This window comes from Silvimonas iriomotensis (genome assembly GCF_014645535.1).
Classification (GTDB): Bacteria; Pseudomonadota; Gammaproteobacteria; order Burkholderiales; family Chitinibacteraceae; genus Silvimonas; species Silvimonas iriomotensis.
This window is the reverse complement of the sequence record NZ_BMLX01000002.1, coordinates 394,040-419,423: the sequence shown is the minus strand read 5'-3', so window position 1 is coordinate 419,423 and position 25,384 is coordinate 394,040. Positions and strand designations below refer to the sequence as shown.

The 25,384-nt window shown below is 59.7% G+C and carries 24 protein-coding genes; 16 read left to right on the top strand and 8 right to left on the bottom strand.

Annotated elements, in window-relative coordinates:
* The first annotated feature begins 76 nt into the window (after positions 1 to 76).
* Both msrB and IEX57_RS08445 read left to right on the top strand, forming a co-directional pair.
* Positions 77 to 475: a peptide-methionine (R)-S-oxide reductase MsrB gene (msrB, locus tag IEX57_RS08450; protein ID WP_188703835.1), complete on the top strand. Its 399-nt coding sequence runs from the start codon at positions 77 to 79 to the stop codon at positions 473 to 475.
* 271 nt (positions 476 to 746) lie between these two features.
* Positions 747 to 1,367 carry an SEN1982 family lipoprotein gene (locus IEX57_RS08445; RefSeq protein ID WP_188703834.1) on the top strand — a complete coding sequence of 207 codons (621 nt, stop codon included), beginning with the start codon at positions 747 to 749 and terminating at the stop codon, positions 1,365 to 1,367.
* Positions 1,368 to 1,453: 86 nt separating this feature from the next.
* Here IEX57_RS08445 and IEX57_RS08440 read toward each other — a convergent pair whose 3' ends face one another.
* From IEX57_RS08440 to IEX57_RS08415, 6 genes are all read right to left on the bottom strand, one after another.
* On the bottom strand, positions 1,454 to 2,674 hold the full coding sequence (locus IEX57_RS08440) for an EAL and HDOD domain-containing protein (RefSeq protein ID WP_188703833.1): 1,221 nt from the start codon (positions 2,672 to 2,674) through the stop codon (positions 1,454 to 1,456).
* 114 nt (positions 2,675 to 2,788) lie between these two features.
* The gene (locus tag IEX57_RS08435) at positions 2,789 to 4,714 is read right to left on the bottom strand and encodes a chemotaxis protein CheA (protein WP_188703832.1); all 1,926 of its coding nucleotides are present in this window, start codon (positions 4,712 to 4,714) and stop codon (positions 2,789 to 2,791) included.
* Positions 4,715 to 4,891: 177 nt separating this feature from the next.
* A complete protein-coding gene (gene cheZ / locus IEX57_RS08430) occupies positions 4,892 to 5,659 on the bottom strand; it encodes a protein phosphatase CheZ (protein ID WP_188703831.1) in 768 nt (255 codons plus the stop codon).
* A 53-nt stretch (positions 5,660 to 5,712) separates the two neighbouring features.
* Positions 5,713 to 6,102, bottom strand: a complete 390-nt coding sequence (gene cheY / locus IEX57_RS08425; protein ID WP_188704485.1) for a chemotaxis response regulator CheY — start codon at positions 6,100 to 6,102, stop codon at positions 5,713 to 5,715.
* A gap of 190 nt (positions 6,103 to 6,292) precedes the next feature.
* Positions 6,293 to 7,237 (bottom strand): chemotaxis protein, encoded by a 945-nt coding sequence (locus IEX57_RS08420; protein WP_373285182.1) that lies wholly within the window; start codon positions 7,235 to 7,237, stop codon positions 6,293 to 6,295.
* 29 nt (positions 7,238 to 7,266) lie between these two features.
* A complete protein-coding gene (locus tag IEX57_RS08415; protein ID WP_188703829.1) occupies positions 7,267 to 8,226 on the bottom strand; it encodes a chemotaxis protein in 960 nt (319 codons plus the stop codon).
* Positions 8,227 to 8,446: 220 nt separating this feature from the next.
* On the opposite strand from IEX57_RS08415, the gene IEX57_RS08410 reads away from it, so the two are divergent.
* The 14 genes from IEX57_RS08410 (at position 8,447) to IEX57_RS08345 (ending at position 23,738) form a co-directional block, all read left to right on the top strand.
* Positions 8,447 to 9,631 (top strand): sensor histidine kinase, encoded by a 1,185-nt coding sequence (locus IEX57_RS08410; RefSeq protein ID WP_188703828.1) that lies wholly within the window; start codon positions 8,447 to 8,449, stop codon positions 9,629 to 9,631.
* A 79-nt stretch (positions 9,632 to 9,710) separates the two neighbouring features.
* On the top strand, positions 9,711 to 10,016 hold the full coding sequence (locus tag IEX57_RS08405; RefSeq protein WP_184102600.1) for an STAS domain-containing protein: 306 nt from the start codon (positions 9,711 to 9,713) through the stop codon (positions 10,014 to 10,016).
* Positions 10,017 to 10,034: 18 nt separating this feature from the next.
* Positions 10,035 to 11,750, top strand: a complete 1,716-nt coding sequence (locus IEX57_RS08400; protein WP_188703827.1) for an ATP-binding SpoIIE family protein phosphatase — start codon at positions 10,035 to 10,037, stop codon at positions 11,748 to 11,750.
* 116 nt (positions 11,751 to 11,866) lie between these two features.
* Entirely contained in the window at positions 11,867 to 12,547 is a 681-nt protein-coding gene (locus IEX57_RS08395) for a chemotaxis protein CheB (protein WP_308433860.1), read from the top strand.
* Positions 12,548 to 12,572: 25 nt separating this feature from the next.
* The gene (locus IEX57_RS08390; protein ID WP_188703826.1) at positions 12,573 to 13,931 is read left to right on the top strand and encodes a sigma-54-dependent transcriptional regulator; all 1,359 of its coding nucleotides are present in this window, start codon (positions 12,573 to 12,575) and stop codon (positions 13,929 to 13,931) included.
* A gap of 162 nt (positions 13,932 to 14,093) precedes the next feature.
* Entirely contained in the window at positions 14,094 to 14,417 is a 324-nt protein-coding gene (gene fliE, locus IEX57_RS08385) for a flagellar hook-basal body complex protein FliE (RefSeq protein WP_188692796.1), read from the top strand.
* A 37-nt stretch (positions 14,418 to 14,454) separates the two neighbouring features.
* Positions 14,455 to 16,176 (top strand): flagellar basal-body MS-ring/collar protein FliF, encoded by a 1,722-nt coding sequence (gene fliF / locus IEX57_RS08380; protein WP_188703825.1) that lies wholly within the window; start codon positions 14,455 to 14,457, stop codon positions 16,174 to 16,176.
* A 100-nt stretch (positions 16,177 to 16,276) separates the two neighbouring features.
* Positions 16,277 to 17,284: a flagellar motor switch protein FliG gene (fliG, locus tag IEX57_RS08375; protein ID WP_229708923.1), complete on the top strand. Its 1,008-nt coding sequence runs from the start codon at positions 16,277 to 16,279 to the stop codon at positions 17,282 to 17,284.
* A 17-nt stretch (positions 17,285 to 17,301) separates the two neighbouring features.
* Positions 17,302 to 18,213, top strand: a complete 912-nt coding sequence (locus tag IEX57_RS08370) for a flagellar assembly protein FliH (RefSeq protein WP_188703824.1) — start codon at positions 17,302 to 17,304, stop codon at positions 18,211 to 18,213.
* Positions 18,194 to 19,609 (top strand): flagellar protein export ATPase FliI, encoded by a 1,416-nt coding sequence (fliI, locus tag IEX57_RS08365; RefSeq protein WP_188703823.1) that lies wholly within the window; start codon positions 18,194 to 18,196, stop codon positions 19,607 to 19,609. The genes IEX57_RS08370 and fliI overlap by 20 nt, the downstream gene beginning before the upstream one ends.
* A 57-nt stretch (positions 19,610 to 19,666) precedes the next feature.
* The gene (gene fliJ, locus IEX57_RS08360) at positions 19,667 to 20,107 is read left to right on the top strand and encodes a flagellar export protein FliJ (RefSeq protein ID WP_188703822.1); all 441 of its coding nucleotides are present in this window, start codon (positions 19,667 to 19,669) and stop codon (positions 20,105 to 20,107) included.
* A gap of 23 nt (positions 20,108 to 20,130) precedes the next feature.
* Positions 20,131 to 20,535: a nuclear transport factor 2 family protein gene (locus IEX57_RS08355; protein WP_188703821.1), complete on the top strand. Its 405-nt coding sequence runs from the start codon at positions 20,131 to 20,133 to the stop codon at positions 20,533 to 20,535.
* A gap of 175 nt (positions 20,536 to 20,710) precedes the next feature.
* The gene (locus IEX57_RS08350; RefSeq protein ID WP_188703820.1) at positions 20,711 to 21,940 is read left to right on the top strand and encodes an HD-GYP domain-containing protein; all 1,230 of its coding nucleotides are present in this window, start codon (positions 20,711 to 20,713) and stop codon (positions 21,938 to 21,940) included.
* Positions 21,941 to 22,118: 178 nt separating this feature from the next.
* Positions 22,119 to 23,738: a methyl-accepting chemotaxis protein gene (locus IEX57_RS08345; protein WP_188703819.1), complete on the top strand. Its 1,620-nt coding sequence runs from the start codon at positions 22,119 to 22,121 to the stop codon at positions 23,736 to 23,738.
* Between the two features lie 104 nt (positions 23,739 to 23,842).
* Here the strand turns inward: IEX57_RS08345 and IEX57_RS08340 are convergent, their stop codons facing one another.
* Both IEX57_RS08340 and IEX57_RS08335 read right to left on the bottom strand, forming a co-directional pair.
* Complete coding sequence (locus tag IEX57_RS08340; protein WP_188703818.1) at positions 23,843 to 24,565, bottom strand: SDR family oxidoreductase; 723 nt, start codon at positions 24,563 to 24,565, stop codon at positions 23,843 to 23,845.
* Positions 24,566 to 24,668: 103 nt separating this feature from the next.
* A complete protein-coding gene (locus tag IEX57_RS08335; protein ID WP_188703817.1) occupies positions 24,669 to 25,292 on the bottom strand; it encodes a TetR/AcrR family transcriptional regulator in 624 nt (207 codons plus the stop codon).
* Positions 25,293 to 25,384: the final 92 nt, after the last annotated feature.

The window sequence follows — 25,384 nt, the reverse complement described above, 5'->3', positions numbered from 1 at the left end:
CAACCAGGGTGGATCGTACCCATCTTCTGCTGGATCAGGGGTGGCCTGCAGCCAGCCCGACCCACCGGAGAGCACCATGACCGACAAGGTAGTCAAAACAGATGCGCAATGGCGTGAGCAGCTGAGCCCAGAACAATATCGCGTTACCCGCCAGGCCGGGACCGAGCGCCCGTTCAGTGGCGAACTCTATTACCGCAATGAAGACGGCGATTATCACTGTGTATGTTGTGATGCCGTGCTGTTTCACTCCGGCACCAAGTTTGATGCGCATTGCGGCTGGCCCAGCTTCTGGGAAGAAGCCGTTCCCGGCGCGATCAGGCGGATCGAGGATTACTCTCACGGCATGACCCGCACCGAGGTGCGCTGCGCCCGCTGCGATGCCCATCTGGGCCATGTGTTCCCGGATGGCCCGGAACCCACGGGCGAACGTTATTGCATCAATTCGGTATCCATGACCTTCAAGCCGGAAAGCTGATGGCTGGCACGTGTGTCCGATCTGAAAACCGGCGGTATCCCCGCCGGTTTTTTCGTTTGCACCAGGTGGATGGCCGGTTGATGTCTGCGGCATAAATCCCGCAAGTGGCATGCGGGCATTGTCCTGGGCGCGCTTTTACGGTATCAATCTTTCCGACGTGGTATTTGCGGCGGTGCCAGGCCTTCTTGCCTTCAGCAAAGGCCGCGTTCGCAACCGCACATGATCGAAACAAAACCAATCAGATCGATATTGATATTCAGGAGTGTCCCAGATGGAACGGGTAAACGGTAAACGCCTTGTGGCGTCGGTGGTGGCGCTGGCCGCCGTATTTGCGCTGGCCGCATGCGGCAAAAGCAGTGAAGGCCCCAAAGTGGCGCTGGATGACAAAGACCTCATCAACACGCTGAACAACTTTATCCAGGCCGATCAGCAAAACTGCGTGTCCATGCCGATTGCCTTCAATACGCCCGTTGCCAAGGACTACGCCAAACTCACCGATCCCAATGGCGCCCAACTGGCTGCCCTTGTCAAAGTGGGCCTGATTGCCGAAAGCGCGGCCGATGGCGGCCAGGTGCAATTTACCGCCACCGACAAGGGCAAGGACGCCTACGACGGCAATACGCCGCCGGGATTCTGCAGCGGCACGCCGGAAGTGGACAAGGTGGTCAGCAATACGGTTGAAGAAACCGCAGACAACTACAGCCGCGACAAGGTGGTGTTTACCACCAAGCTCGATGGCGTGGCCGACTGGGCCAAGGATGACGCCATCCGCCAGCAATATCCCAAGTTTGCAACGCTGCTGGATAACCAGGGCAAAGAACAGCATTCGCTGGAAATCGAGAGCCGTGGCCAGGGCTGGCGCGTGCTGGAACCCAGCCCGGTTGCCAACTGATTCGTTCATTCATTCAGTCAGGCACCGGAAAACAAAAAACCCGTCAGCAGACGGGTTTTTTGTTTTTGGCGGACAGCGGTCAGTGATTACAGACCCAGTTCTTCCACCCACAACAGCGACTGGCCATGTGCGCGGTTGAGCATGTCCGGTGTCAGTTGCAACTGGTCGCACAGACGCGGCACTTCCGACATGTCCGGGTCTTCGCAGGCTTCGGCCAGTTCCAGGAACGGGCCATAGATGCCGGAGCGCTCGGTCAGGGCATCGGCAATGCTTTCCGGCAGGATCAGCGTTTCGAGCACGCGGTCCATCGGCATGTCCAGCAGCACATCAAGCAAAGAGAAAATGCCGACGATAAACAGATTGTCGCGATCCTGGCCATCCAGCAAATGGCTGCCCAGCAATTCTACCAGGCGGCCGCGGGTGACGGCGGTCTTGAGCAGGGCAGGCGGCGAGCCGGCCTCGGTGCTGGCAGTGACCAGCAACAGTGTCAGCCAGCGATAGAGCTTCTGGTAACCCAGAATGGTCACGGCGTGGCGGAACGACTGGATTTCACACGACAGGCCAAAACCCACGCTGTTGATATAGCGCAGCAGCTTGAACGAGAGGGCGACATCACGCTTGAGGGCGTTTTCAATGTCGCGGATCTCTGCGTTGTTGCGCAGCATGTTCAGCAGGTTAAGGATGTTGGCGTAATTCGGGTTGATGACCTTGGCCGACAGCGTTTCCGGATGGGCAAAGTAATAGCCCTGGAACGCATCAAAACCAATGTCCATACACTTGCGGAACTCTTCCTTGGTCTCGACCTTCTCGGCAATCTGCAGCACCGGATACTTGCGCAGTGCCTTGGAGATTTCCGGCAGGCGTTCCATGCCCAGGGCCTGAACGTCCAGCTTGATGTAATTGGCAAACTCAAGGAACGGCGCGGTTTGCGGCGAGAGTTCGAAGTCATCGAGCGCAATGCCGAAACCCTGGCTGCGCAATTCTTTCACGCGGGCCAGCAGTTCGGGCGTAGCCGTGGTGGTCTCCAGCACTTCCAGCACCACGCGTTGGGGCTGCAGCAGTTCCAGGAAGTTGCTTTCCAGCATGGATTCAGCGACGTTGATAAACGCCAGCTTGCTACCGACCAGCCAGTCGGTGCCCATGTTGGAAATGGTGTTGACCAGCACATTGGTGCCCGCTTGCATGTCGCTGGAGAACTCGGCCGTGAGCGCTTCCTTGTTCAACCGGAACAGCAGTTCGTAACCGATGATCTGCTGCTGTCGGTTCAGGATAGGTTGGCGGCCGATAAAGGCGTGATCTTGCGTCATTTCATGTTCTCTAGGGCTGCATACAGGCGCAGCGAATTATATCAGTAAAGTCTGATTTAGCCGTGGTTTGGTCCAGCGCCCGACAAGCTGCGCATATTAGCGCGCCAACGGCGATTACGCAGCCAGTTGTTCGGTGAAATGCGCGCTTCTGACTGCCGCGTTGTCCGACGAGGTCGAATGCAGCAGGTCTTCCATGTCCAGCACCAGCACGACAGAGCCATCACCTGACAAGGTAGCACCTGCCACGCCGTGTGGGTGGATATTCTGCAGTGGTTTGATGACCACGTCATCACGACCGACAAAGCTGTCTACGGCGAGAATGAACGAATGCTCGGCCGACGTCATCAGGACGCCGAACGACGGTACCTCCGTTTCTGCCCAGCCAAGCAGGCGCGCCAGCGACTTGACCGGCAGGATTTCGTCGCGCACCACAATGGTGGCGCGGCCGGACACTTCCTGAACCTGATCGGCGCGGATCGGGATGATCTCGCGCACCATGGCCAGCGGCACGGCAAACGGCTGGTCACAGACGCGGACCACCAGCACCGGCAGAATGGCCAGCGTCAGCGGCAGGGTAATGGTAAAGCGCGAACCTTCACCGACCACCGACTGGATATCAATGCGGCCGTTGAGTTTCTGGATATTGGTCTTGACCACATCCATGCCTACGCCGCGGCCAGAGATGCTGGAAATCTGGTCCTTGGTGGAGAAACCCGGCATGAAAATCAGTTGCAGACACTGCTTGTCGTCGAGACTGTTGGCGGTTTCGACGTCGATCAAGCCTTTTTCCAGTGCCTTCTTGCGGATCACGTCCGGGCGCATGCCACGGCCGTCATCGGTAATTTCGATCTGGATATGATCGCCCACCTGTACGGCAGACAATTCCACCGTCGCTTGCGGCGACTTGCCGGCGGCCACGCGTTCGGCCACGGTTTCGACACCGTGATCCACTGCATTTCGCACCAGGTGGACCAGCGGGTCGTTCAGGTCTTCCAGCATGGTCTTGTCGAGCTCGGTTTCCTCGCCGGTCAGCACCAGGTCGACATCCTTGCCCAGCTGGCGGGCCAGATCGCGGGCCAGACGCGGGTACTTCTGGAACAGACGGCCAATCGGCTGCATACGGGTCTTCATCACCGCGTTCTGCAGATCGCCCACCAGCAGATCAAGCTGGCTGATGGCCTCGTCCAGCGCCTTGAGCGTGGCGTTGTCCATCTTGCCGGCCATGATGTCGGTACGCAGCGTGGTCAGACGGTTCTTGGTCAGACCGATTTCGCCGGACAGGTTCAGCACCTGATCCAGCCGCACGGTATCGATACGGATGGTGGTTTCCTGGGTCACCGGCGCAACAGCGGCCTGCTGCACCGGGGCTTTGGCGGCCGGTGCATTGCTGCGGACCGGGGCGGCCTGAACTGCGGGGAGATCTTCAATCACGACTTCTTGCTGCGGAACGTAAGTGCCTTCAGCCGCGGCAGCCGGCGCCGGTGCGGCGTCGGTGCCCAGCAGGGCGTTGTAAAGGGCATCCCAATGCGGCTCGCCATTGGCGGCCGCCGGGGTGATATTCGATGAAACCGGGGCGGGTGCGGCAGCAGGTGCCGGGGCTGCAACGGCAGGGGCGGCGTGTGCATGTGCATGCGCGTGGCTGGGCAGCTCACCCTGCAGCACCGCATCCAGTTCGGCCAGCAGGCCGGCGTGGGCCGGCAGCGGCATGCGGCCTTGCTGCATGACCACGAACATGTCCTGCACCGTGGCGGTGGCAGAAAGGATGACATCCATGAGCTCCGGCTTCATGGTCATCTCGCCGTTGCGCAGTTTGTCGAACAGGTTTTCCGTGCGGTGGCACAGGCTCACCATGGCTTCGACATTCAGAAAGCCCGCACCACCCTTGATCGTGTGAAAGCCGCGGAAGATGTCGTTCAGCAGATGCTTGTCATCGGGCCGCTTTTCCAGCTCGACCAGCTTGCTGTCCACATCAGACAACAGCTCGGTGGATTCGGTGAGGAAATCCTGCAACAGATCGTCCATACCCGAGAATTCGCTCATTTCGGCCCCATTTTCTTTCAAGTCAAAAACACACATCCCGCGCGGAACACACGCCATGTGCGGCGTTCCATTGTCACCTTAGCCTGTAATCGGCTTCGGGTCAGGCGGGTCTTGCCTGTACTGCCTGTCATTGCAAGATGACTGGCGCATGCGGCCGCCAGTCATCGTCTTGCCAGATCAGAAACCCAGGCTTTCCAGCAGGTCGTCGACCTGTGCCTGATCGGTCACCACGTCGGTGCGGCCGTCGCTGTTGATCACTGGACCTGCCAGCAGGCCTTCGTCGCGCGGTGCCTGCGGCGAGAACGTCACCAGGAATTCCAGCAGCTGGCTTTCCATTTCCTTGACCATGCCCAGCACTTTCTTGATGACCTGGCCGGTCAGATCCTGGAAGTCCTGCGCCATCATGATTTCCAGCATCTGGCTGCTGATCTTTTCAGAATTGCCGGTGGTCTGCTCCAGGTGGGCGCGGGTGGCGTACACCAGTTGCTTGAATTCTTCGACCGTCAGTTCATGCGCAAACAGCTGGTTCCAGCGGTTGGACAACTGCCGTGCCGTGCCGGAGATCTCGTCCTGCAGCGGTTTGGCGTCGTCCAGCGCGTTGAGCGTGCGCTCAGCCGCCTGTTCGGTCATGGTCGCGATATACGACAACCGGTCACGTGCATCCGGAATCTGGTGCGCTGCTTTTTCCAGCGACTTGTCCAGGCCCAGCTCACGCAAGGTGTCATGCAGATGGCGCGTCAACTGGCCAATCTGCGTGAACATGGTGCGCGCGGGTTCTGCCATATCGACCGCAGCCGGAGTGTGGCTTTCCGCAGCGGTGGCCACGGCAGCAACGGGCTGGGCGGCCGGGCTGGCTTCTTCGGCCGCACGGTTGGCGCTGACAATGCTGTCGAACAGCGCTTCCAGATCTGGCGAGTCTGAACTATTGAGGGCTTGATCGCTCACAGCGAGCCTCCTTTCTTCCGGCTGCAGGGCCGGTTATCAGTTGTGATCGGGTGTCAGTTAGGCATGGTGGCGAAAATCTTCTTGAGCTTTTCGTCCAGCGTGGCTGCGGTAAAAGGTTTGACGATATAGCCCGATGCCCCTGCAGAGGCCGCGGCAATAATGTTTTCCTTCTTGGCCTCGGCCGTCACCATCAAGACCGGCAAATGTTTCAGTTGGGCATTTGCGCGAACGTTTTGCAGCAGCTCCAGACCGGTCATGTTGGGCATGTTCCAGTCAGTCACGACAAAGTCGTAAGTCGAGTTCTGCAATTTGTGCAAGGCGATTTGCCCATCCTCTGCTTCTTCCACGTTGGAAAAGCCGAGCTCCTTGAGCAGATTGCGCACGATCCGGCGCATCGTGGAGAAATCATCCACGACCAGAAAGCGCATATTGTTATCCGGCATACAGTTCACTCCGTCGGGGCGCATTTGGACAGCGCCAATCCAGTTGTACAAAACAGAACCTGGGTCAGGACAGCTTTACAGGCCAGGCAAAATCAAGGGTTTCAAACACTGACAAGGCAGGCGAGCGCACTCAACCTGCCCAGTCTTTTATCCGGTGCTTGTCATGCGTTTCATGACCGTCGGGCCGGTCTTAGCCGCGATCGGTAATGTACGGCATGACGGTATCGGCCAGCACCACCGGGTCAAACTTGGCCACATAGGCATCCACCCCCACACTCGCGCCCATGGCCCGGTTGGCGTGCGATGACAGCGACGAGTGCATGACCACCGGAATGCCCTCAAAGCGGCGATCCGACTTGATATGGCGGGTCAGCACGTAGCCATCCATTTCCGGCATTTCGGCATCCACCAGGATCAGCTTGAGTTTGGTGCTCAGCGGCTCGTTGTCATGGGTGGCACGCTGCGCCAGGTTCTGCAGCTTGTCCCACGCTTCCTTGCCGTTGTTGGCCTGATGGTACTTGATGCCCAGCTTGTCGAGCACGCCGACGATTTCCTTGCGTGCCACCATCGAGTCATCGGCAAAGAAGGTGTAGGCATCCGGGCTGACGGTGGTGGAGGGCAGGTCCGGAATATCCGGCTCGCCCAGCACGCCCGAGAGAATCTGTTCCACGTCCAGGATCGAGACGAGCTTGCCGTCCGGCAATTCGGTCAGCGCCGTAATCAGCGCCTGGCTGCCCGAGAGCATGGATTCGGGCGCGCGCACCTTGTCCCAGTCCACGCGGATGATGCGGTCTACTTCATGCACCAGAAACGCCTGCGTGTGCTTGGAGAACTCGGTCACGATCATGGTCGAGTTCTTGATCTCCAGCTTGGGCTGCGTGCCGGACATGAATTGCGACAGCGAAATCACCGGAATGATGTTGCCGCGCAACGAAATCACGCCCTCGACCCCTGCCGGCATGTTTGGCGTGCGGGTGATCTTGGGGGTTTGCGAGACTTCACGCACCTTGAAAACGTTGATGCCGAAGATTTCCCGCGTTCCCAGAGAGAACAGCAGGATTTCCATCTTGTTGGAGCCCGCCAGGCGTGTACGGGCGTCAATGTTGTCCAGCAGATTGGCCTGCGCTTCGATAATGTTCACTGTGTTGTACCTCTGCCGGTTGTTCAGGCCGTTTGTGCTTCAAGCAGATAATTGGCGATTGCCTGCGACAGCTTGTGCGGTTCGAACTTGGACACATAACCATCTACCCCGACCGACTGGCCGAGTTTCTGGTTGGAAGTGCCAGACAACGACGAGTGCATCAAAACGGGAATACCGGCAAAACGAACATCTGTTTTCACCATGCGGGTGAGCATGTAACCGTCCATCTCCGGCATTTCCACGTCGGTGAGGATCAGTTGCACGAAATCGCGCACCGGTCGGCCCTGAATTTCCGCCGAACGGGCAAGGCGCTGCAAATCGTCCCAGGCACGGCGGCCATTCACCGCACTCTGGTGTTTCAGGCCCATGGCATCCAGTGTCAGCTCAATCTGACGGCGGGCCACGGCTGAGTCATCTGCATAAAACACGCGCTTCTCGGCAAACTTGGTGTCGCGAATCACGGTTTCAGAATCAATGGTGAGGTCGGTCTGCAGTGCTTCAGCCAGCACTTTTTCCACATCCAGCATCATCACCAGCTTGCCGCTATCCAGTTCGGTCACGGCCGTCACCAGACCGCTCATCTGATGGCTCAGCATATCGGGCGGCACGCGCATGGACGTCCAGTCGAGGCGCAAAATGGTGTCGACCGCCTCAACCAGGAAACCCTGGGTATGACCGTTGTATTCCGATACGATCATGATTTCCGGGCGGTTGGCGGTGACAATGCCCGCGTACTTGGCCAGATCAATGACCGGCACCAGCACACCACGCAGGCTGACCATGCCTTCGACATTGGCCGGCGTTTCCGGCGCGTGGGTGATTTCCGGTGTGCGCATGACCTCGCGCACCTTGAACACGTTGATACCAAAGTGTTCGCGGCGGCCAGAGCGTTGGTCCTCACCGAGGGTAAACAGCAGAATTTCCAGCTTGTTCGTCCCGGCCAGCTTGGTGCGCGCGTCGATATTCTTGAATAAGTCAGACACAGTGGACTCCAGGATAAAGCATAAATTCTGCCATTATTTGTAAGTAAATCCAAAGGCTTCAGAAAGCCTTCGCAGATTGCTATCGATAAAGGGAAGTGTAGCGCTTCCCCCTTATCGGTAAAGCACTAAAAATCTTTAGTTGCGTATTTGCATTACTAAAGTAGCGCATGCTTATGACATTTATAATAGAAACGCCAGCATTCAACAAGGAGTGGCAGCAATGCCGGATGAAAGTGCCAGCATGAATCCACGTGAGCTGGAGGAGGCTTTTTCTCTTTTTACTGCAGCGTCAAGACAATTGACCGACGCTTATGCCGATTTGCAACAACAGGTTGAGTTTCTTACAACGCAACTTGAAATTGCCAACGGGAATCTGCGCCGCGAGCTGGAAGAAAAAGCTGCGCTGTCCCGTCGACTTGCTCACTTGCTGGCCAGATTACCCGCAGGCGTCATCGAACTTGATGCCAACGGAATGGTGGCTGCGCTTAATCCGGCCGCGTCCCAATTATTGGCGCCATTGGCCGTGGGCGATAGCTGGTTAAAGTTTCAGGGTACCCAGCTGCAACTGGCGCCCATGACCGATATCTGGGTTTACCCGCGCCCGCAGGGTGCGTTGAGACTCAGCATAGTCGAAAGCGACATGCCTGAAGAATCAACCCGCATCTTGCTGGTGCATGACCTGACAGAAAGCTGGGAAATGGAGCAATCGCTCATGCAGCACAAGCGTCTGGCCTCCATGGGCGAGATGGCGGCGGGGTTGGCGCACCAATTGCGCACACCGCTGGCGACGGCGCTGTTGTATGCCGGTCATCTGTCCCGGCCGGAACTGGCCGACACCGATCGCATCAAATTCAGTGAAAAAACCACGGCGCGTTTGCGCCACCTGGAAACCCTGATCCAGAACATGTTGCGTTTTGTACGCGGGCAGGACATGTCGCTGGACGCCGTTGATCTGGTGGGCACTGCGCAAGAGGCCGCCCAGACCTTGCAGCCTCAGCTAGAAATGCGGGGGCTCAGGCTTTCGCTAATGCTGCCTGATGATGAAATCCTCATTCTGGCCAATCGCAAGGAATTACTTGGCGTGATCCTCAATCTTCTGGACAATGCGATGCTCGCGTCAGAAGACAATGCAGAAGTCGGATTGACGCTTGAACTTGCGGGAGGCACCGCCATTTTAAGAGTGGTGGATCAAGGGTGCGGTATGGCGCCCCAGGTTCAGGCCCGCCTGTTCGAGCCGTTTTTCACTACCCGCAAGGAAGGCACGGGGCTTGGCCTTGCCATTGTGCGTAATCTCATCAATTACTGGCACGGTGAAATCGAAGTGCAATCCGCGACAGGTCAGGGCAGTGTATTTACGATCCGGTTGCCAGCTTGTCGCGACGCAACTAATGTTCAGGTACGATAATTGACATGAGCACTTCATTGTTGCTGACAATTATTGTACGTGTTGGCTGTTAAGTTACTTGCAAAAGGTTGAATATCCCATGACGCCCACTGTTCAGATCGAAGGGGATGCAGGTCGTGTCATTCTCTCGGGACAGTTTGATTTCAGTGCCCATCGCGAATTCCGCCAGGTTTGCGAATCATTGATTGCCAATCCGGAAATCAAGGAAGTGCTGGTTGATTTCCAGAATGTCAATTATCTGGATAGCTCTGCGCTGGGCATGTTGTTGCTGTTGAAAGAAAAAATCGGCGCAGCCAGCAAAAGCATGGCGCTCGTCAACTGTCGCGACACGGTCAAGCAAGTGCTTGAGATTGCGTGTTTCGGCAAAATCTTCACCATCCGGTAAACCGGCGGTCCATGTGGCATGAAAATCCTCGTTGTCGATGACACCGAGGCAGTCCTCCTTCTGATTTCCCGCTTTATAGAGGCGTTGGGTCACAGCGTGATTCAGGCGCGTGACGGGAGTGAGGCTGTCGAAAAATGGCGCCAGTATCAACCTGATCTGGTGCTGATGGACATGATGATGCCCGTCATGTCCGGCCCTGAAGCCGCGGTTGCGATCAAGGAAGAAGCCGGCCAGTCCTGGGTGCCCATCGTGTTTGTGACCGGTGTGGGCGAGGAAAACCGGCTGGCTGACGCGATCGAGCGCGGCGCTGATGATTACATCAGCAAACCGGTTAATTTCCGCGTGCTGGAAGCCAAGCTCAAGGCGTTCAACCGCACGCTGGAACTCAATCGCAAGGTGCGCGAGCAATCTGCCCGCCTTGCCAGTTATTACGACGCCGCCGAAGAAGAAAAGCGCGTCGTGCGGCATTTGATGGACCAGATGGTCAATGCCGAACGCCTGAATGACCCCTTGCTGGATTACTGGCTGTCGCCGGCCGAGTCGCTTTCCGGCGACTTGATTGCCGCTGCGCGCACGCCCGGCCAGGTGCTGTATGTGCTGCTGGCTGACGGCATTGGCCACGGTCTGACTGCTGCGCTGAATGTGTTGCCGCTGACGCAACCTTTTTACAGCATGGCCGAGAAAGGCTATTCGCTGTCCGACATCCTTGTTGAAATGAACAACAAGGTGCGTCAGGTGCTGCCCGTGGGGCGGTTTGTGGCGACCGTGCTGATTGCCATCGACGAAACCACCCGTTGTATCGAAGTCTGGAACGGCGGCATGCCGACCGTGCACATGCTCGACAGCAAGGGCGCGGTGGTTCATCAGTTCAGATCATCCAACCTGCCGCTGGGCATTGTGCCGACGCAGGATATGGAAACCATCACCGCCCGCTATTATTACAGCGAGCCGGGCACCGTGCTGGCCTGTTCGGACGGGCTGACTGAAGCCCGCGCGCCGGATGGCGAACCCTTCAGCGAGGCGCGCTTGCTGCAACTGGTGCGCCAGCAACCGGAAGAAGTGCGCTTGTCGGCCTTGCAGGGCACGCTGGCCGATCATCTGGCCGGCCATCCGCATCATGACGATATCTCGCTGGTGATGATGCGTTTCGGGCAGTACATGCACGGCGAACGGCCGCTGACTGCCCAGCAAAGCGCCGAGGCGATGTCGACCGTGGCGCTGGTGGGCTCCGGCCAGAGCATGTGGCATTACAGCCTGACGCTGGGCGCCGAAGAACTCCAGTACATCAACACCGTGCCGTTCATGATGTCGTTCGTGAACGAGATCAAGGTCCTCAAGCCGTATCAGTCCGAAGTATTCCTGATTCTCAGCGAGCTTTTTGTCAACGCGCTGGATCATGGTCTGCTGAATATGGATTCCAGCCTCAAGCAAGGCGAGCAGGGCATGGATCGGTATCTGCTGGTGCGCGGTCAGCGCCTGGCTGCGCTCACACAAGGTCAGATCGAGATCGACCTGAACGGTTTGCGCATCAACGGGCGTGACGTGCTGCGCATCCGCATCAAGGATACGGGTCCGGGCTTTGAATGGCCGCGCTTCAACCTGCCCGAAGACGACCCGGCGCGCCTGCATGGACGCGGGTTGCTGCTGGTGCGTTCGATGTGTGCGTCAATCCAGTTTCCCGGTAGCGGCAATGAAGTGGTCGTGCACTACTTGCCGGGCCCGGCGCGGGTCTGAGGCCTGGCTCGTCAGGGCTGACAGTGCGCGGCGCGCTGGCTGCACCATAATGGAAATGATATAAAGCGACCCTCGGTCCGGATGCTCTCGTCCCGCCACCCCGCAGGAGTATGTCCATGCCGCGGCCAGAACACGGCGAAAAACCGGCCATGCTGAATGTCCCCAGTTACAGCGCCGACGTGGTGTTGCCACGCAAGGTACGCCCGCCGGTGACCTCGGCCCGCGTCATTGTGGTCGGCGCGTCCACGGGCGGCACGGAAGCGCTCAAGGTCTTGCTGGAGCCCTTGCCGCCGGATACGCCGCCCATCCTGATCACCCAGCACATGCCAGAGAGCTTTACCCAGTCATTTGCCCAGCGGCTGGATTCCATCTGTCGCATTCGTGTCAAACAGGCGGAAGATGGTGAGCGTTTGCAAACCGGCTGCGCTTATATTGCGCCAGGACACTCGCATTTATTGCTGGCCAGCAATGGCCCGGCCTGGGCGTGTGCCTTGTCGCAGGCGCAACCCGTCAACCGCCATCGTCCCTCGGTCGATGTCCTGTTCCGTTCGGCTGCCAACCTGGGCGGCGCCAACGTGGTTGGCGTCATCCTGACCGGCATGGGGCGCGACGGGGCGGCCGGCATGCTGGAAATGCGGGAAGCCGGTGCGCAGACACTGGCGCAGGACGAAGCCAGTTGCGTCGTGTTTGGCATGCCCAAAGAGGCGATCGCGGCTGGGGGCGTCCAGGAAGTGTTGCCGCTCAAAGAAATGGCATCGCGCATGCTGCAACTGGCCCGCATGCCCGTGCGCGGTTAGTGGCGAGTTCAACAACGGAAGAACAATGGCATTACCGGTTTTGATCGTCGAAGACGACGACGCCTTGCGTGAAGCACTGGTTGATACCCTGACCCTGGGCGGCCACGACGTGGTCGAAGCGTCAGACGGGCAGGCTGCGCTCAAGTTGCTGGAACATCAACGCGTCGGCCTGGTGTTGTCTGACGTGCAGATGCGCCCCATGGACGGCGAAACCCTGCTGGCCGAGGTCAAACGGCGCTATCCGTGGGTGCCGGTGATCCTGATGACGGCCTACGGCGTGGTCGAAAAAGCCGTCGCCGCCCTGCATGCCGGTGCGGCGCATTACCTGCCCAAACCCTTTGAACCCGATGCCTTGCTGCAGGAAGTTGCCCGTTACCTGTTGCCTGACGGCAGCGAGGAACACGTCATCGCTGAAGATCCGGCCATGCGTTCTTTGCTGGATGTGGCGCGCCGCGTGGCGCAGTCCGATGCTTCGGTGCTGATCACCGGCGAGTCCGGTACCGGCAAGGAAGTGCTGGCAAGGTTCATTCACCGCAACAGCCCGCGCGCTGACAAACCCTTTGTGGCGATCAACTGTGCGGCGATTCCCGAGCAATTGCTCGAATCCACGCTGTTCGGCCATGAGCGTGGCGCATTTACCGGCGCGGCGGTGCAGCACATCGGCAAGTTTGAACAAGCTGACGGCGGCACGCTGCTGCTGGATGAAATCACCGAAATGCCGCTTTCCCTGCAAGCCAAGCTGTTGCGCGTGCTGCAAGAGCGGGAGGTCGAGCGGGTCGGGGGCACAAAGCCGCTCAAGGTCGATTTGCGCGTTCTGGCAACGTCCAACCGCGATTTGCCCATTGCCGTGGCCAACGGCCATTTCCGCGAAGATTTGTATTACCGGCTTAATGTGTTCCCGCTGGCTTTGCCCGCGCTGCGCGAACGGCCTGATGACGTGGTGCCGCTGGCGCGGGCCATGCTGGCCCGCCACGCCGCCCGCATGAATCGCCGGGCGCCAGCGCTGACACCAGAAGCCATCCACCAGTTGGCCAGCCACGGCTGGGAAGGCAACATCCGCGAACTGGATAACGTCGTGCAGCGCGCGCTGATCCTGGCGCCTGGCGACGTGATCGAAGCCGCGCATCTGTATTTGCCGCAGCGCCCTGGCGCGCCGGCCCATACCCCGGCGCCCGTGGCGGCATCGTCTGCGTCGGCCGCACCGGTGGCAACGCCACCGACGGACCTCAAGGCGCTGGAAAAACAACACATTCTGGATGCGCTGCGCGCCAGTGGCGGCGTGCGCAAACTGGCGGCCGAACGGCTGGGAATGAGCGAGCGCACCTTGCGCTACAAGCTGCAGCAGTATCGTGAAGAGGATGGCGGGCTGGACGCGCAGGTCTGATCACCGGACAGCCGGGCTTGCCGCGCTGTTGCAGATATGTTGTCGCGTGGCTTTATGCAGGAATAGCTTGCTCGCCAGGCGGTCGGACCCCTACAATTCGGTGATACTGCGTCTTTTTATGTCTTATCCATTTTCAACGGCGGAAAACGGACCAACCAGGCCATGAGCGTTCAAGGCATCGATCAACTGCTGGGCGAACTGAAAGCCATGTCTGCGCAAGCGGCAGGCCAGACGGCTGCGCCCGCTGCCAGCGATACGGGCGCCGCAAACTTTGCGGACATGCTCAAGTCGTCGATCGACCAGGTTGCGCAGGTGCAAAACAGCGCAGACGCCCAGCAAACGGCTTTTCAATCCGGAGACCCGAACACTGACCTGCAAGATGTGATGGTATCGCTGCAAAAGGCGAGCCTCTCTTTCCAGACCATGGTGCAGGTGCGCAACAAACTGGTTAGCGCGTACCAGGAAATCATGAACCTCCAGGTCTGATGATCTGGCGGTATAACCGGGCACTCACAAGTTTGTTATGGCGGAAGCGGACGTAGCAGTTGAGGGCGGGCGTGCACAGGGTAGTGCCCTGGAGTCAGCCCGTCAGCGCTTTCTGGATCTTCCCAGTTCCCGTAAAGCCCTGTTCATGGTGGGGCTGGCGGCGCTCATTGCCGTCCTGATCGGCGTGGCGCTGTGGAGCCGCGAACCCGATTATCGCATTCTCTATACCAATATCCCTGACAAAGACGGCGGCGAAATCCTGCAGTCTTTGCAACAGCTGAATATTCCCTACAAAACCGACCAGGGTGGCACCATTTCCGTGCCGGCCAACCGCGTCTATGACGTGCGTTTGCAACTGGCTGCACGCGGCTTGCCCAAAGCGGGCGATGTCGGTTTCGAACTAATGGACAACCAGAAGTTCGGTGTCTCGCAATTTACCGAGCAGGTGAACTACCAGCGTGCGGTGGAAGGCGAACTGGCCCGCTCGATCGAGACCATCCAGACCGTCGAGAAAGCCCGCGTTCATCTGGCCATGCCGCGCCAGACCGTGTTCCTGCGTGATCAGCAAAAACCTACCGCATCCGTCATTCTGACCATGCATCCGGGCCGCGCGCTCGATCCGGGCCAGGTGGCGGGCATTGTGCATCTGGTGTCGTCCAGCGTGCCGGAGCTGACCGTCAACAACGTCAGCGTGGTGGATCAGGACGGCAACTTGCTGTCCAACAACAACTCGGCCAACCACGCCAATCTGGATGCGCGCCAGCTGGTGTACGTGCAGCAGATTGAAAAGAGTTACGTTGATCGCATTCAGGCCATTCTTGAGCCGCTGGTAGGCAAAGAGAACGTGCACGCCGAAGTGGCGGCGACGGTCGACTTTGCTGAAACCGAACAGACCTCTGAGGTCTACAAGCCCAATACCGCATCGGATACCGCCTCGATCCGCAGCCAGCAAACCATGAGCCAGGATGGCAAGGATGGTGGCGCGGGCGCAGCCGGCGTGCCGGGCGCGTTGTCCAACCAGCCGCCCGGCGCGGCAGCCGCACCGATCACCGTGACCAGCGCATCGGGTGCCGCCGCCGCTTCCCCGGCCGGCAGTACCAATTCGCGCCGCGAATCCACCACCAATTACGAAGTCGACAAAACGGTGCAGCACGTCAAGCAGCCGGTGGGCATCGTCAAGCGGGTGTCGGCGGCGGTGGTCATCAACTACAAGCCCTCGCGGGATAAAGACGGCAAGCTGACCTGGACGCCGTATTCGCCGCAGGAAATGACGCAGATCAACAACCTGGTGCAAGAGTCCATTGGCTACAGCAAGGACCGGGGGGATTCGATCAATGTCGTGAATGCCACGTTTGCCGGCGCGCCGGTGCCGGAAGCCGAACAGACCCTGCAAGACCAGGCCATGTCGTTCATCAAGGCCAACCTTGCCAACCTGATCAAGCTGGCGCTGATTGCCCTGGTGGTGCTGTATCTGCTGCTGTTTGTGGTGCGCCCGCTCATGCGCGATCTGTCGAAATCGCGCGAAGAACCCAAAACGGTGGAAATCGATTTTGGCGATGGCGTGACCCTGACCGACGAAGAAGCGGCCGCCCGCGAAGACGAAGAGCAAGAGGCTGCCGCCAAAATTGCTGCCCAGGCCGATCTGTTGGGTCAGGCGCGCGAACTGGCCAAGAACGATCCGCGGATGGTGGCAACCATCCTGCGCGAATGGATGTCGAACGAAGACGAACCGGTGGGCAACCCCAACAAAGTGGGTTAAAGCTTTTCAGTGATTCAAGGCCCGGGTTGTCCGGGCCTGATCCGTTTTACCGCTTGCCGCCGCACAGCGCGCCGGCAACGCTATTTCCTGGAGTACGGTTATGGCCGCCACATTGAACGAAGAAGGCGTACGCAAAGCCGCCATCTTGTTGATGACACTGGGCGAAGAAGCCGCAGTGGAAGTGTTTCGCTACCTTGGCCCCAAGGAAGTGCAAAAACTGGGCTTCACCATGGCGGCCATGGACAACGTCAAGCGCGAAGAAGTCGATGGCGTGCTGGGCGACTTCATGAATTCCACGCAGAACCGCGCCAACCTGGGTGCGGCGGACGAATACATCCGTTCGGTGCTGACCAAGGCGCTGGGTTCGGACAAAGCCGCCAACCTGCTCGACCGCATCTTGCAGGGCAACGACAACAACGGGATCGAGTCGCTCAAGTGGATGGATTCCGCTGCGGTGGCCGAACTGATCAAGAACGAACACCCGCAGATCATTGCCACCATTCTGGTTCATCTTGAACCGGATCAGGCCTCTGAAGTGCTGGCCAATTTTGTCGAACGCAACCGCAACGACGTGCTGTTGCGGATCGCCACGCTGGAAGGCGTGCAGCCGGCGGCACTGAAAGAACTGAATGACGTGCTGACCCAGTTGCTGTCGGGCTCTGACAAGCTCAAGAAGAGCGCCATGGGCGGCGTGCAGATGGCGGCCGATATCCTCAACTTCATGGGCGGTGTGGTCGAGGCCTCGGCCATTGCCAGCGTGCGCGAATACGATCCGGAACTGGCGCAGCGCATCCAGGACAAGATGTTCACCTTCGACAACGTGCTTGATATCGACGATCGCGGTATCCAGTTGTTGCTGCGTGAAATCCAGTCTGACTCGCTGGTCATTGCGCTCAAGGGCACCACGCCGCAACTGCGTGACAAGATCTTCAAGAACATGTCGCAACGTGCAGCAGAAATGCTGCGTGACGATCTGGAAGCCAAAGGCCCGGTCAAGCTCTCGGAAGTGGAATCCGAGCAAAAGGAAATCCTCAAGATCGTGCGCCGCCTCGCCGACGAAGGCCAGATTGTGCTTTCCGGCAAGGGCGAAGAAGGTCTGGTCGAATGATGGCGTGGTGCTGAGTCATGGCTAATCCACCGCGTCGCGTCATTCCGCGCGAAGAACTCACCGCGTGGGAGCGCTGGGAACTCGGCACGATTGACGACCCCACGCCGCCGCGCATCCGCCCGGTGCCACAACCGGTGCCGGCGCCTGTGCCGGCGTCAGAAGCCGCGCCCGCGCCGCAGGCTGCGCCAGAGGCCGATAGCGCCCCGGCGATGGCCGATCAACCGGTATTGCCGCGTGTACCGCTGCCGACCGCAGAAGAACTGGAAGCCATTCACCAGCAAGCGCATCAAGAGGGCTTTGATGCGGGGCAGACGGAAGGGCTGGCGGCCGGCCGCGCGCAGGCCGAAGACGAAATCAACCGGCTCAAGGTCTTGCTCGACCAGTTGGCAAATTACTCGGAACGGGCGCAGGCCGAACTGGCGGAATCCGTACTGGATCTGGCGCTGGTGGTAGGGCGTGAACTGGCACGCGTCGAGATCGCCGCAGACCGCAACCGTGTGCTGCCGGTCATCCGTGAACTGATTGATTCCATGCCTGTGGTGCGGGCGCCGGCGCGCATTATTGCGCACCCGGATGACGTGGATGCGCTCGAATCCTTGCTGGGCGTGGAGTTGCCGCGTGATGTCTGGCGCATTGTGGTCGACCCCAATCAGGAACCGGGCGGCGCCAGGGTGGAGACACCCACGCTGCGTGCGGATTTGTCGCTGACTTCGCGCTGGGCCACGCAGCTGAAAGTACTGCAACGCGCCAATCGCGCGGATCTGGTCTGGAATGCCGAAGTGCCGCTGGCGCCAGAACCCGCTGCGCCCGCGCCGGCACCTGCGCCAGCCGCAGCGGCAGAGCCGGCACAGCGTCCCATCGTGCCACCCGATATGGAAAAGGTCTCGCTGGACCTGGATGAGCCGGCTGATGACGACGAACCTGTTTGACGCCACCCGGCTGTATCTGGATGAGTGCGCTCACGCCAGCAAGCGCATCCGCCCATGGCTGCCGCGCGGCAAGCTGGTGCGCGTGTCCGGCCTTGTGCTGGAAGCCACCGGCCTGCGCCTGCCGATTGGCGCTTCTTGTGAGGTGATGACGCCCGGCAATATGTCGGTCGAAGCCGTGGTGGTCGGTTTTCAGGATGAAAAACTCTTTCTGATGCCGATCTCCGAAATCTATGGCGTTGAACCCGGCGCCGAAGTGGTGCCGCACGAAGATGTCGCCGCCTGGGTTCCGGAATACGGCAAGCCGCGTCCGCCGCAACGGCGCGTGGAAGATCATGGCCGTCAGGTGCCTGTGGGCTGGGGCATGCTCGGCCGCGTGGTCGATGCGCTGGGCCGGCCGCTGGATGGCAAAGGACGGCTGGACAGCGATGACTGGATGCCGCTGTTCTCCCGCCCGTTCAACCCGATGTATCGCCAGCCGGTGCGCGACGTGATGGATGTCGGCGTGCGTGCCATCAACGCCTTGCTGACAGTGGGGCGCGGCCAGCGGCTGGGGCTGTTTGCCGGCTCCGGTGTCGGCAAATCGGTGCTGCTGGGCATGATGGCGCGCTACACCACGGCCGATGTAGTGGTGGTGGGGCTGATCGGTGAGCGTGGCCGCGAGGTCAAAGACTTTATCGAGAACATTCTGGGCGAATCCGGCCTGCAGCGCTCTGTTGTGGTGGCGGCCCCGGCCGATACTTCGCCGCTGTTGCGCTTGTACGGCGCGGCCTATGCCACCAGCATTGCGGAGTACTTTCGCAATGAAGGCAAGAATGTACTTTTGATCATGGATTCGCTCACCCGTTACGCCATGGCACAACGCGAGATTGCCTTGGCAGTGGGCGAACCACCTGCTACCAAGGGATATCCGGCGTCGGTCTTTGCGCGTTTGCCCCAACTGGTTGAGCGCGCCGGGAACGGCAAAGAGGGCGGGGGCTCCATCACGGCGTTCTACACCGTGTTGTCGGAAGGTGATGACCAGCAAGACCCGATTGCGGATAACGCGCGGGCCATTCTCGATGGTCACTTTGTCCTGTCACGTAATCTGGCCGAATCCGGCCATTATCCGGCCATCGATATCGAAGCATCGATCAGCCGGGTGATGCACGACATCATCTCGCAGCAGGAATTTGACCTGGTACGCCGCTTCAAGCATTTGTGGTCGCGTTACCAGCGCAGCCGTGACTTGCTCAGTGTGGGTGCTTATGTGGCGGGCAGTGATCCAACCCTGGATGACGCCATCCGCCGCTTCCCCTCCTTTGAGCGGTTCTTGCAGCAGGCGATTGAAGAACGGGAAAGCTACGCAGGCGCGCGCACCAGACTGGCGGAACTCTTCGGGGTGGCCCCGCCACAATAAGCATTGCGCCTTGCCGTTATTGCAGGGTGACGCCTCTACAGATCACAGGGTTTACACGTGGCACAGTTTCGTTTTGCCTTTTTGTTGACGCTTAGCCGTGAACAACGTGAGGAAGCGGCCAGGCTCATGCAAAGTGCCGCGGCCAGAACAGAAACGGCGCGGCAAAAACTGATCCAGGTTGAGGACTACCGCTCGGAATACCGCGCGCGGTTGACGCAGTCCGGCCAGGGCGGCATGACCGTAACCCAATGGCGCGATTTCCAGCTGTTCCTGGGGCGGCTGGATGAAGCCGCCGCCCAGCAGATGGCCGAGGTCGAACGCCTGCAGCGCGAGTACGACAAACTCAAGGGCGCCTGGCAGGAGTGCGAGAAAAAGGTCAAAGCCTTTGAAACACTGGAAACCCGTCACAACCAGAACGAGATCAAACGTGAAGCCAGGCAAGAACAAAAGCTGGTGGATGAATTCAACATGCGCCCGCGCAGTGATCGCGCCATGTAGATGCCCGGCGCCACCTGACCACCATGCTTGATGCTGCCATTGCCACCCGCCTGATCGAACTCGAAACCGCCCTGCATCAGCCTGCGACGCGGCAAGACGCCGCGCAGGTGAGCGCGCTGCTGGCCGATGACTTTTGCGAGATCGGCTACAGCGGCCGCCTGTATGACCGGGCCATCGTGCTGGCCGCGCTGGCTGCAGAACCCGCTGCGCCGGCAACCAGTGTTTATGCCGATCAGTTTGTGCTCACGCTGCTGGCGCCCGGCCTTGTGCTACTGACCTACCGTTCTGCCACGCTGGAAAGCGACGGCGCCCTGATCCGCCACGCACTGCGTAGTTCGGTATGGCGTCAGCGCGCGGCACACTGGCAGATGGTCTTTCATCAGGGCACGCCCACCGCGCCATTTCAGGCTGATCTTCCGGCTGGCTGACGGCCCACTTTCCGGCATCAACAAGGCTTGGGCCTGGTTGTGATTTCGGGGCGACACCTGTCAATGCCCGCTGGCTTGCCCCTTCCCGGCGCTGCTACAGTGAACACAAAACAATGACGCGAATCGGGTAACAGACCCGCAACGCGGCAAATTCCACGGGTAGCAGGGCGCGCGCATGATCCGCAAAATCAGTATCGATCAACTTACCACCGGGATGTACATTCACGACCTGAATCTGGCGTGGTTTGATCATCCGTTCGTTCGCAACCAGTTCATGCTCGAAACGCTGGACGATCTGGCGCAGATTCGCGCAACCGGTCTCAAAGAGTTGTATATCGACGCCGCCCGCGGCTGCGATGTGACCGAAGCGCCGACGCTGGAAGAAGTGCAGGCCACCACCGAAGCGACCTTGCTCGAAGCGCTGTCCAGACAGGTCAAGCCGGAAATCGAACTGCGTCCGGCCTCGCTGCGCGATGAGGCCGTGCGCGCGGCCAGCATTCACAAGCAAGCCGACAAGGCCGTGCGCAAGGTGATGCAGGACGTGCGCCTGGGCCGCATGGTCGAGATTGCCGAGGTGGAAGACGTGGTGGATGCCATTGCCGGCACCATCGAGCGCAATGCCAGCGCCATGCTGGGTATTTTGTGCATCAAGAACAAGAACGAATACACCTTCCTGCATTCAGTGGCCGTCGGCACCTTGATGATTGCCTTTGCCAAAAGCCTGGGGATGGATGCCGACACCGTGCGCAGCGCCGGCGTAGCGGGTTTGCTGCACGACACCGGCAAAATGTGCGTGCCCGATGACATCCTGAACAAACCCGGGCGCTTGAGCGAAGAAGAATTCAATGTCATGAAAAGCCACCCGCTGGAAGGCTGGGAGGTGCTGCGGCAACTGGATGGCATTGATCCGGTCGCGCTTGAGGTGACCCTGCATCATCACGAACGGCTGGACGGCACCGGTTACCCGCACAAGCTCAAGGGCGATGAGATCGGCCAGATTACGCGCATGGCGTCGATCGTGGATGTCTACGACGCCATTACCTCTGACCGGGTTTATCACAAGGGGCTGCCCGCAGCGCAAGTGCTGCGCAAACTGTGGGAATGGAGCCCGAATCATTTTGACCCGCAACTGGTGCAGCACTTTATCCGCACGGTGGGGATTTACCCGGTGGGTTCACTGCTGCGGCTGCATTCCGGACGGCTGGCCATTGTGGTGGAAGCCAATGCTGCGGCGCCGTTGCTGCCGCGCTTGAAGGCGGTGTTTTCATTGCGTACCAACAGCTATATCCAGCCGGTCGACATCGACATGGCATGGGAAGCGCAGCGCGGTGGCGATCGGGTAGTGGGGGTGGAATCGCCAGAGCAATACCGGATTGATATCGGCCGGTTCTTGCTTGCACGCTAGTGCATAAATTGCAGTTGCTGCCAGAATTGACCAGCATGCTGCGATGCGTCATACCGTATTTTCAGTGACTTGTGCAAACCAGTGTGAAAGGAAACCGACACTGGCTCGACCTTGTAAGCAAAAATTGTAAGCCTGGCTTATGATCAAGGCATAGGTAATCGGAAAAGGGAGAGCCGGCATGTTGCGAAGTGTTCGGGGCAAGATTCTGGTGTGCTATCTGGTGGCCGCCAGTCTGGTAGCCGCAGCGGCATTTATCGGGATTGCCGGCATGCAATCGAGCGTGCGTCGTTATGAAAACGACGTGAAACAGTTGCAGGACGCCCAGGTTCAGGTGTTGTCCATGCAAGTGACGTTCAAGATTCAGGTGCAAGAGTGGAAAGACACGCTCTTGCGCGGCGCCAAGCCGGAAAAACTGGATCAATACTGGAACGCCTTCCTCAAAGATGAAGCCGCCGTGCAGCAAACGGCCGATCATCTGCAACAGATTCTGCCACCCGGCGCCAGCGCGGATCTGGTCCGCCAGTTCCGTGATGCGCACCAGAAACTGGGCGAGGGCTACCGCAAGGGGCTGGAGGCATTCAAGGCAGCTGGCTTTCAGTCAGCCGCCGGTGATGCCGCTGTCGCCGGGATCGACCGCGAACCGACCCGCATGCTGACTGATGCGGTCGCCCGCATCAGTGATGACTCCACCGCCATTGAAGCGCAAGCGCACAGCATGGCCGAGCGCCAGTTCACCTTGAGCATGGTGGGCATGGTGATTGCCATTGTGGCGGGTTTGTCCGGCTTTTACTGGCTGGCCACCCGCACCGTGACCGGCCCGCTGGCTGAGGTGGCGGACAAGGTGCAGATCATTACCCGCGACAACGACTTTACCTCCCGCGTGAAAGTGAAATCCGAAGACGAGATCGGGGTGCTGGGTACGGCGCTGAACTCGTGTCTGGATCACGTGCAAAAAGCCCTGGTGCGCATGAATACGGTGTCCAACGAGTTGTCCGCCAGCGCCACGGCATTGAACGGGGCGTCGCAGCAACTGGCCAACAGCACTGAACTGCAGAACCAGAACACCGGCAGTATTGCCGCGGCGGTCGAGCAGATTGCCGTGAGCCTGGCGCACACGTCTACCGAAGCGCAGGAAGCGCACGGTCTGTCCAAAGACGCCGGCGACAAGAGCGGGCAGAGTGCCGAGGAATTCCAGCGCACAGAAACCAGCATTACCTCGATTGCTGGGCTGATTGAAGAAGCCGCGCGGGATGTAGACCTGCTGGGTAAGGCATCCAGCGAAATCTCCGGCGTGCTGGATGTGATCAAGGGTCTGGCATCGCAAACCAACCTGCTGGCGCTCAACGCTGCCATTGAGGCTGCCCGGGCCGGCGAGCAAGGCCGGGGCTTTGCGGTGGTGGCCGACGAGGTACGCAAACTGGCGGAACATACCTCCAACTCGACCAACCAGATCCAGACGACAATCGCCGACATTCAGCACAGTGTGGGCCGTGTGGTGACGCAGATGGAAGTGGTGGTGGGGCGCGTGGACGAGTGCCGCAGCCAGGCCGCCAATGCCGCCAGCGTGGTCCAGCAACTGCGTGAGGCCAGCAGCCGGATTGAAGCGGCCATGGGTGAAGTGGCGCTGGCCGTGCGCGAGCAAAGCATTGCCAACGAATCCATCTCGCAAAATGTCGAGCATCTGGCGCAAAGCAGCGAACACAACGGGGCTGCCACCCGGACCGCCGCCGACCAGGCGACCGCCGTCAACGGTCTGGCCGGGCAACTGCGCGAAATCGTGGCGGAATTCCGGATCTAGCCCGGCATCTGGCCTGGCCCGCGCGGTGCATACCGCGTTGCCATGAAACAAAAACCGGCCTGCGATAGCGGCCGGTTTTTGTTTTAGTGACCCACCCCACTAGATCAGTTGTGATCAGCGGCAGGCCGCATATCAACCGTATAGATACCCGGCGTGGCCGACAAACCGGCTTTGACCTGGGCGGTGATCTCGTCGCCCAGCGCTTCGTCTTCACCCGCTTCCAGCGCATCCAGCGCGCGGGTCACGATCACCTCTGCCGAGGTCTTGGGCGCATCAATACCTTGTGTCAGATCGGTATCCACATAACCCATATGCAGGCCGACCACTTGCGTGCCCTGGGCGCGCAGGGCATGTCGCAGGCCGTTGGTGAGGCTCCACGCGGCAGACTTGCTGGCGCTGTAGCCGCCCATCATGGGCGAGCTGATCCACGACACCACCGACAGGACATTCAGGATGGCGCCGCCGCCATGGTGCGCCAGGGTGCCGGCAAAAGCGCGTGCCAGGCGCAGCGGCCCGAAGTAGTTGGTTTCCATCTGCGCGCGGGCAGATTCCATGGCGTTGTCATCCAGAAAACCGTTCATTTGCGCAATGCCGGCGTTGTTGATCAGCACCGTCACGTCTTTGAGTTCTGCTGCCAGCGCGGCGACGTCGCTATCGCTGGTGACGTCCAGCTTGACCGGGATGACGCCTTCCAGCGTGATGCTGGCAGGGTCGCGTGCGGCGGCATACACCTTGCGTGCGCCACGGGCCAGCGCTGCCTTGGCAAAAGCCAGACCGATGCCCCGGTTGGCGCCCGTCACCAGTACCACTGCGTTTTCGAGTTTCATGATGTTGCTCCTGTGCGTTGTGATGTCCAAAATATGATGTTCATCATATTTTGGAGTAAAACAAAACCGGCAAAGCCGGGGTAAACCAAAGAACAAGCCAGCCTCAGTGCGTGGGCGTCGAGGCAGGCGAAGAGATTGCGTTGGCTACATCCGCGTCATCGTACTGGGCCCGCAATGTGGCGCGGGCACTGGCCAGTATGGCCTTGCCGGCCTCGTTATCACCCAGGGTGCGCGCCAGTTGCAACGTGCCCACCAGAGTACCGGCCAGCACGGCGGCCTGGCTGGCGCGGTCTTGCGGCAAGACCTTGCCGACGCCGCCAATCAAGGCCTGCACCCGCTCGCGTGCTGCGTCACGCACGATGTCGGACTGGCGCGGCATTTCCGAACCCAGTGCAGCCACCGGACAGCCGCACTCGGTATCGGCCAGATGCTGGTCAGACAGATACGACTCAATCAGCGCGGCCAGCGGGCTCAGACCTTGCTGGCGGCCTTGTTCCAGTCCGGCGCTGATATTGGCAATGCTTTGCCGGGATGCCGCTTGCGTGGCTTCGACCAGCAGGGCATCGCGCGAAGGAAAGTGGGCATAAAAGCCGCCATGGGTCAGGCCGGCTTCTTTCATGATGTCGGCCACGCCCACGCCGTTGTAACCGGCGCGGCGAATGGCGCGTGCGGCGACATCGACAATGCGCTGATGGCTTTGCTGCTTGCGGCCGGGTTTGGGTTCCATGGTGGTGCTGCCATGCGATATATGATGATCATCATATTTATGCAAACGGGCTGGCGCTGTCAATCTGGCAAATGATGAACGGCAGCGATAAA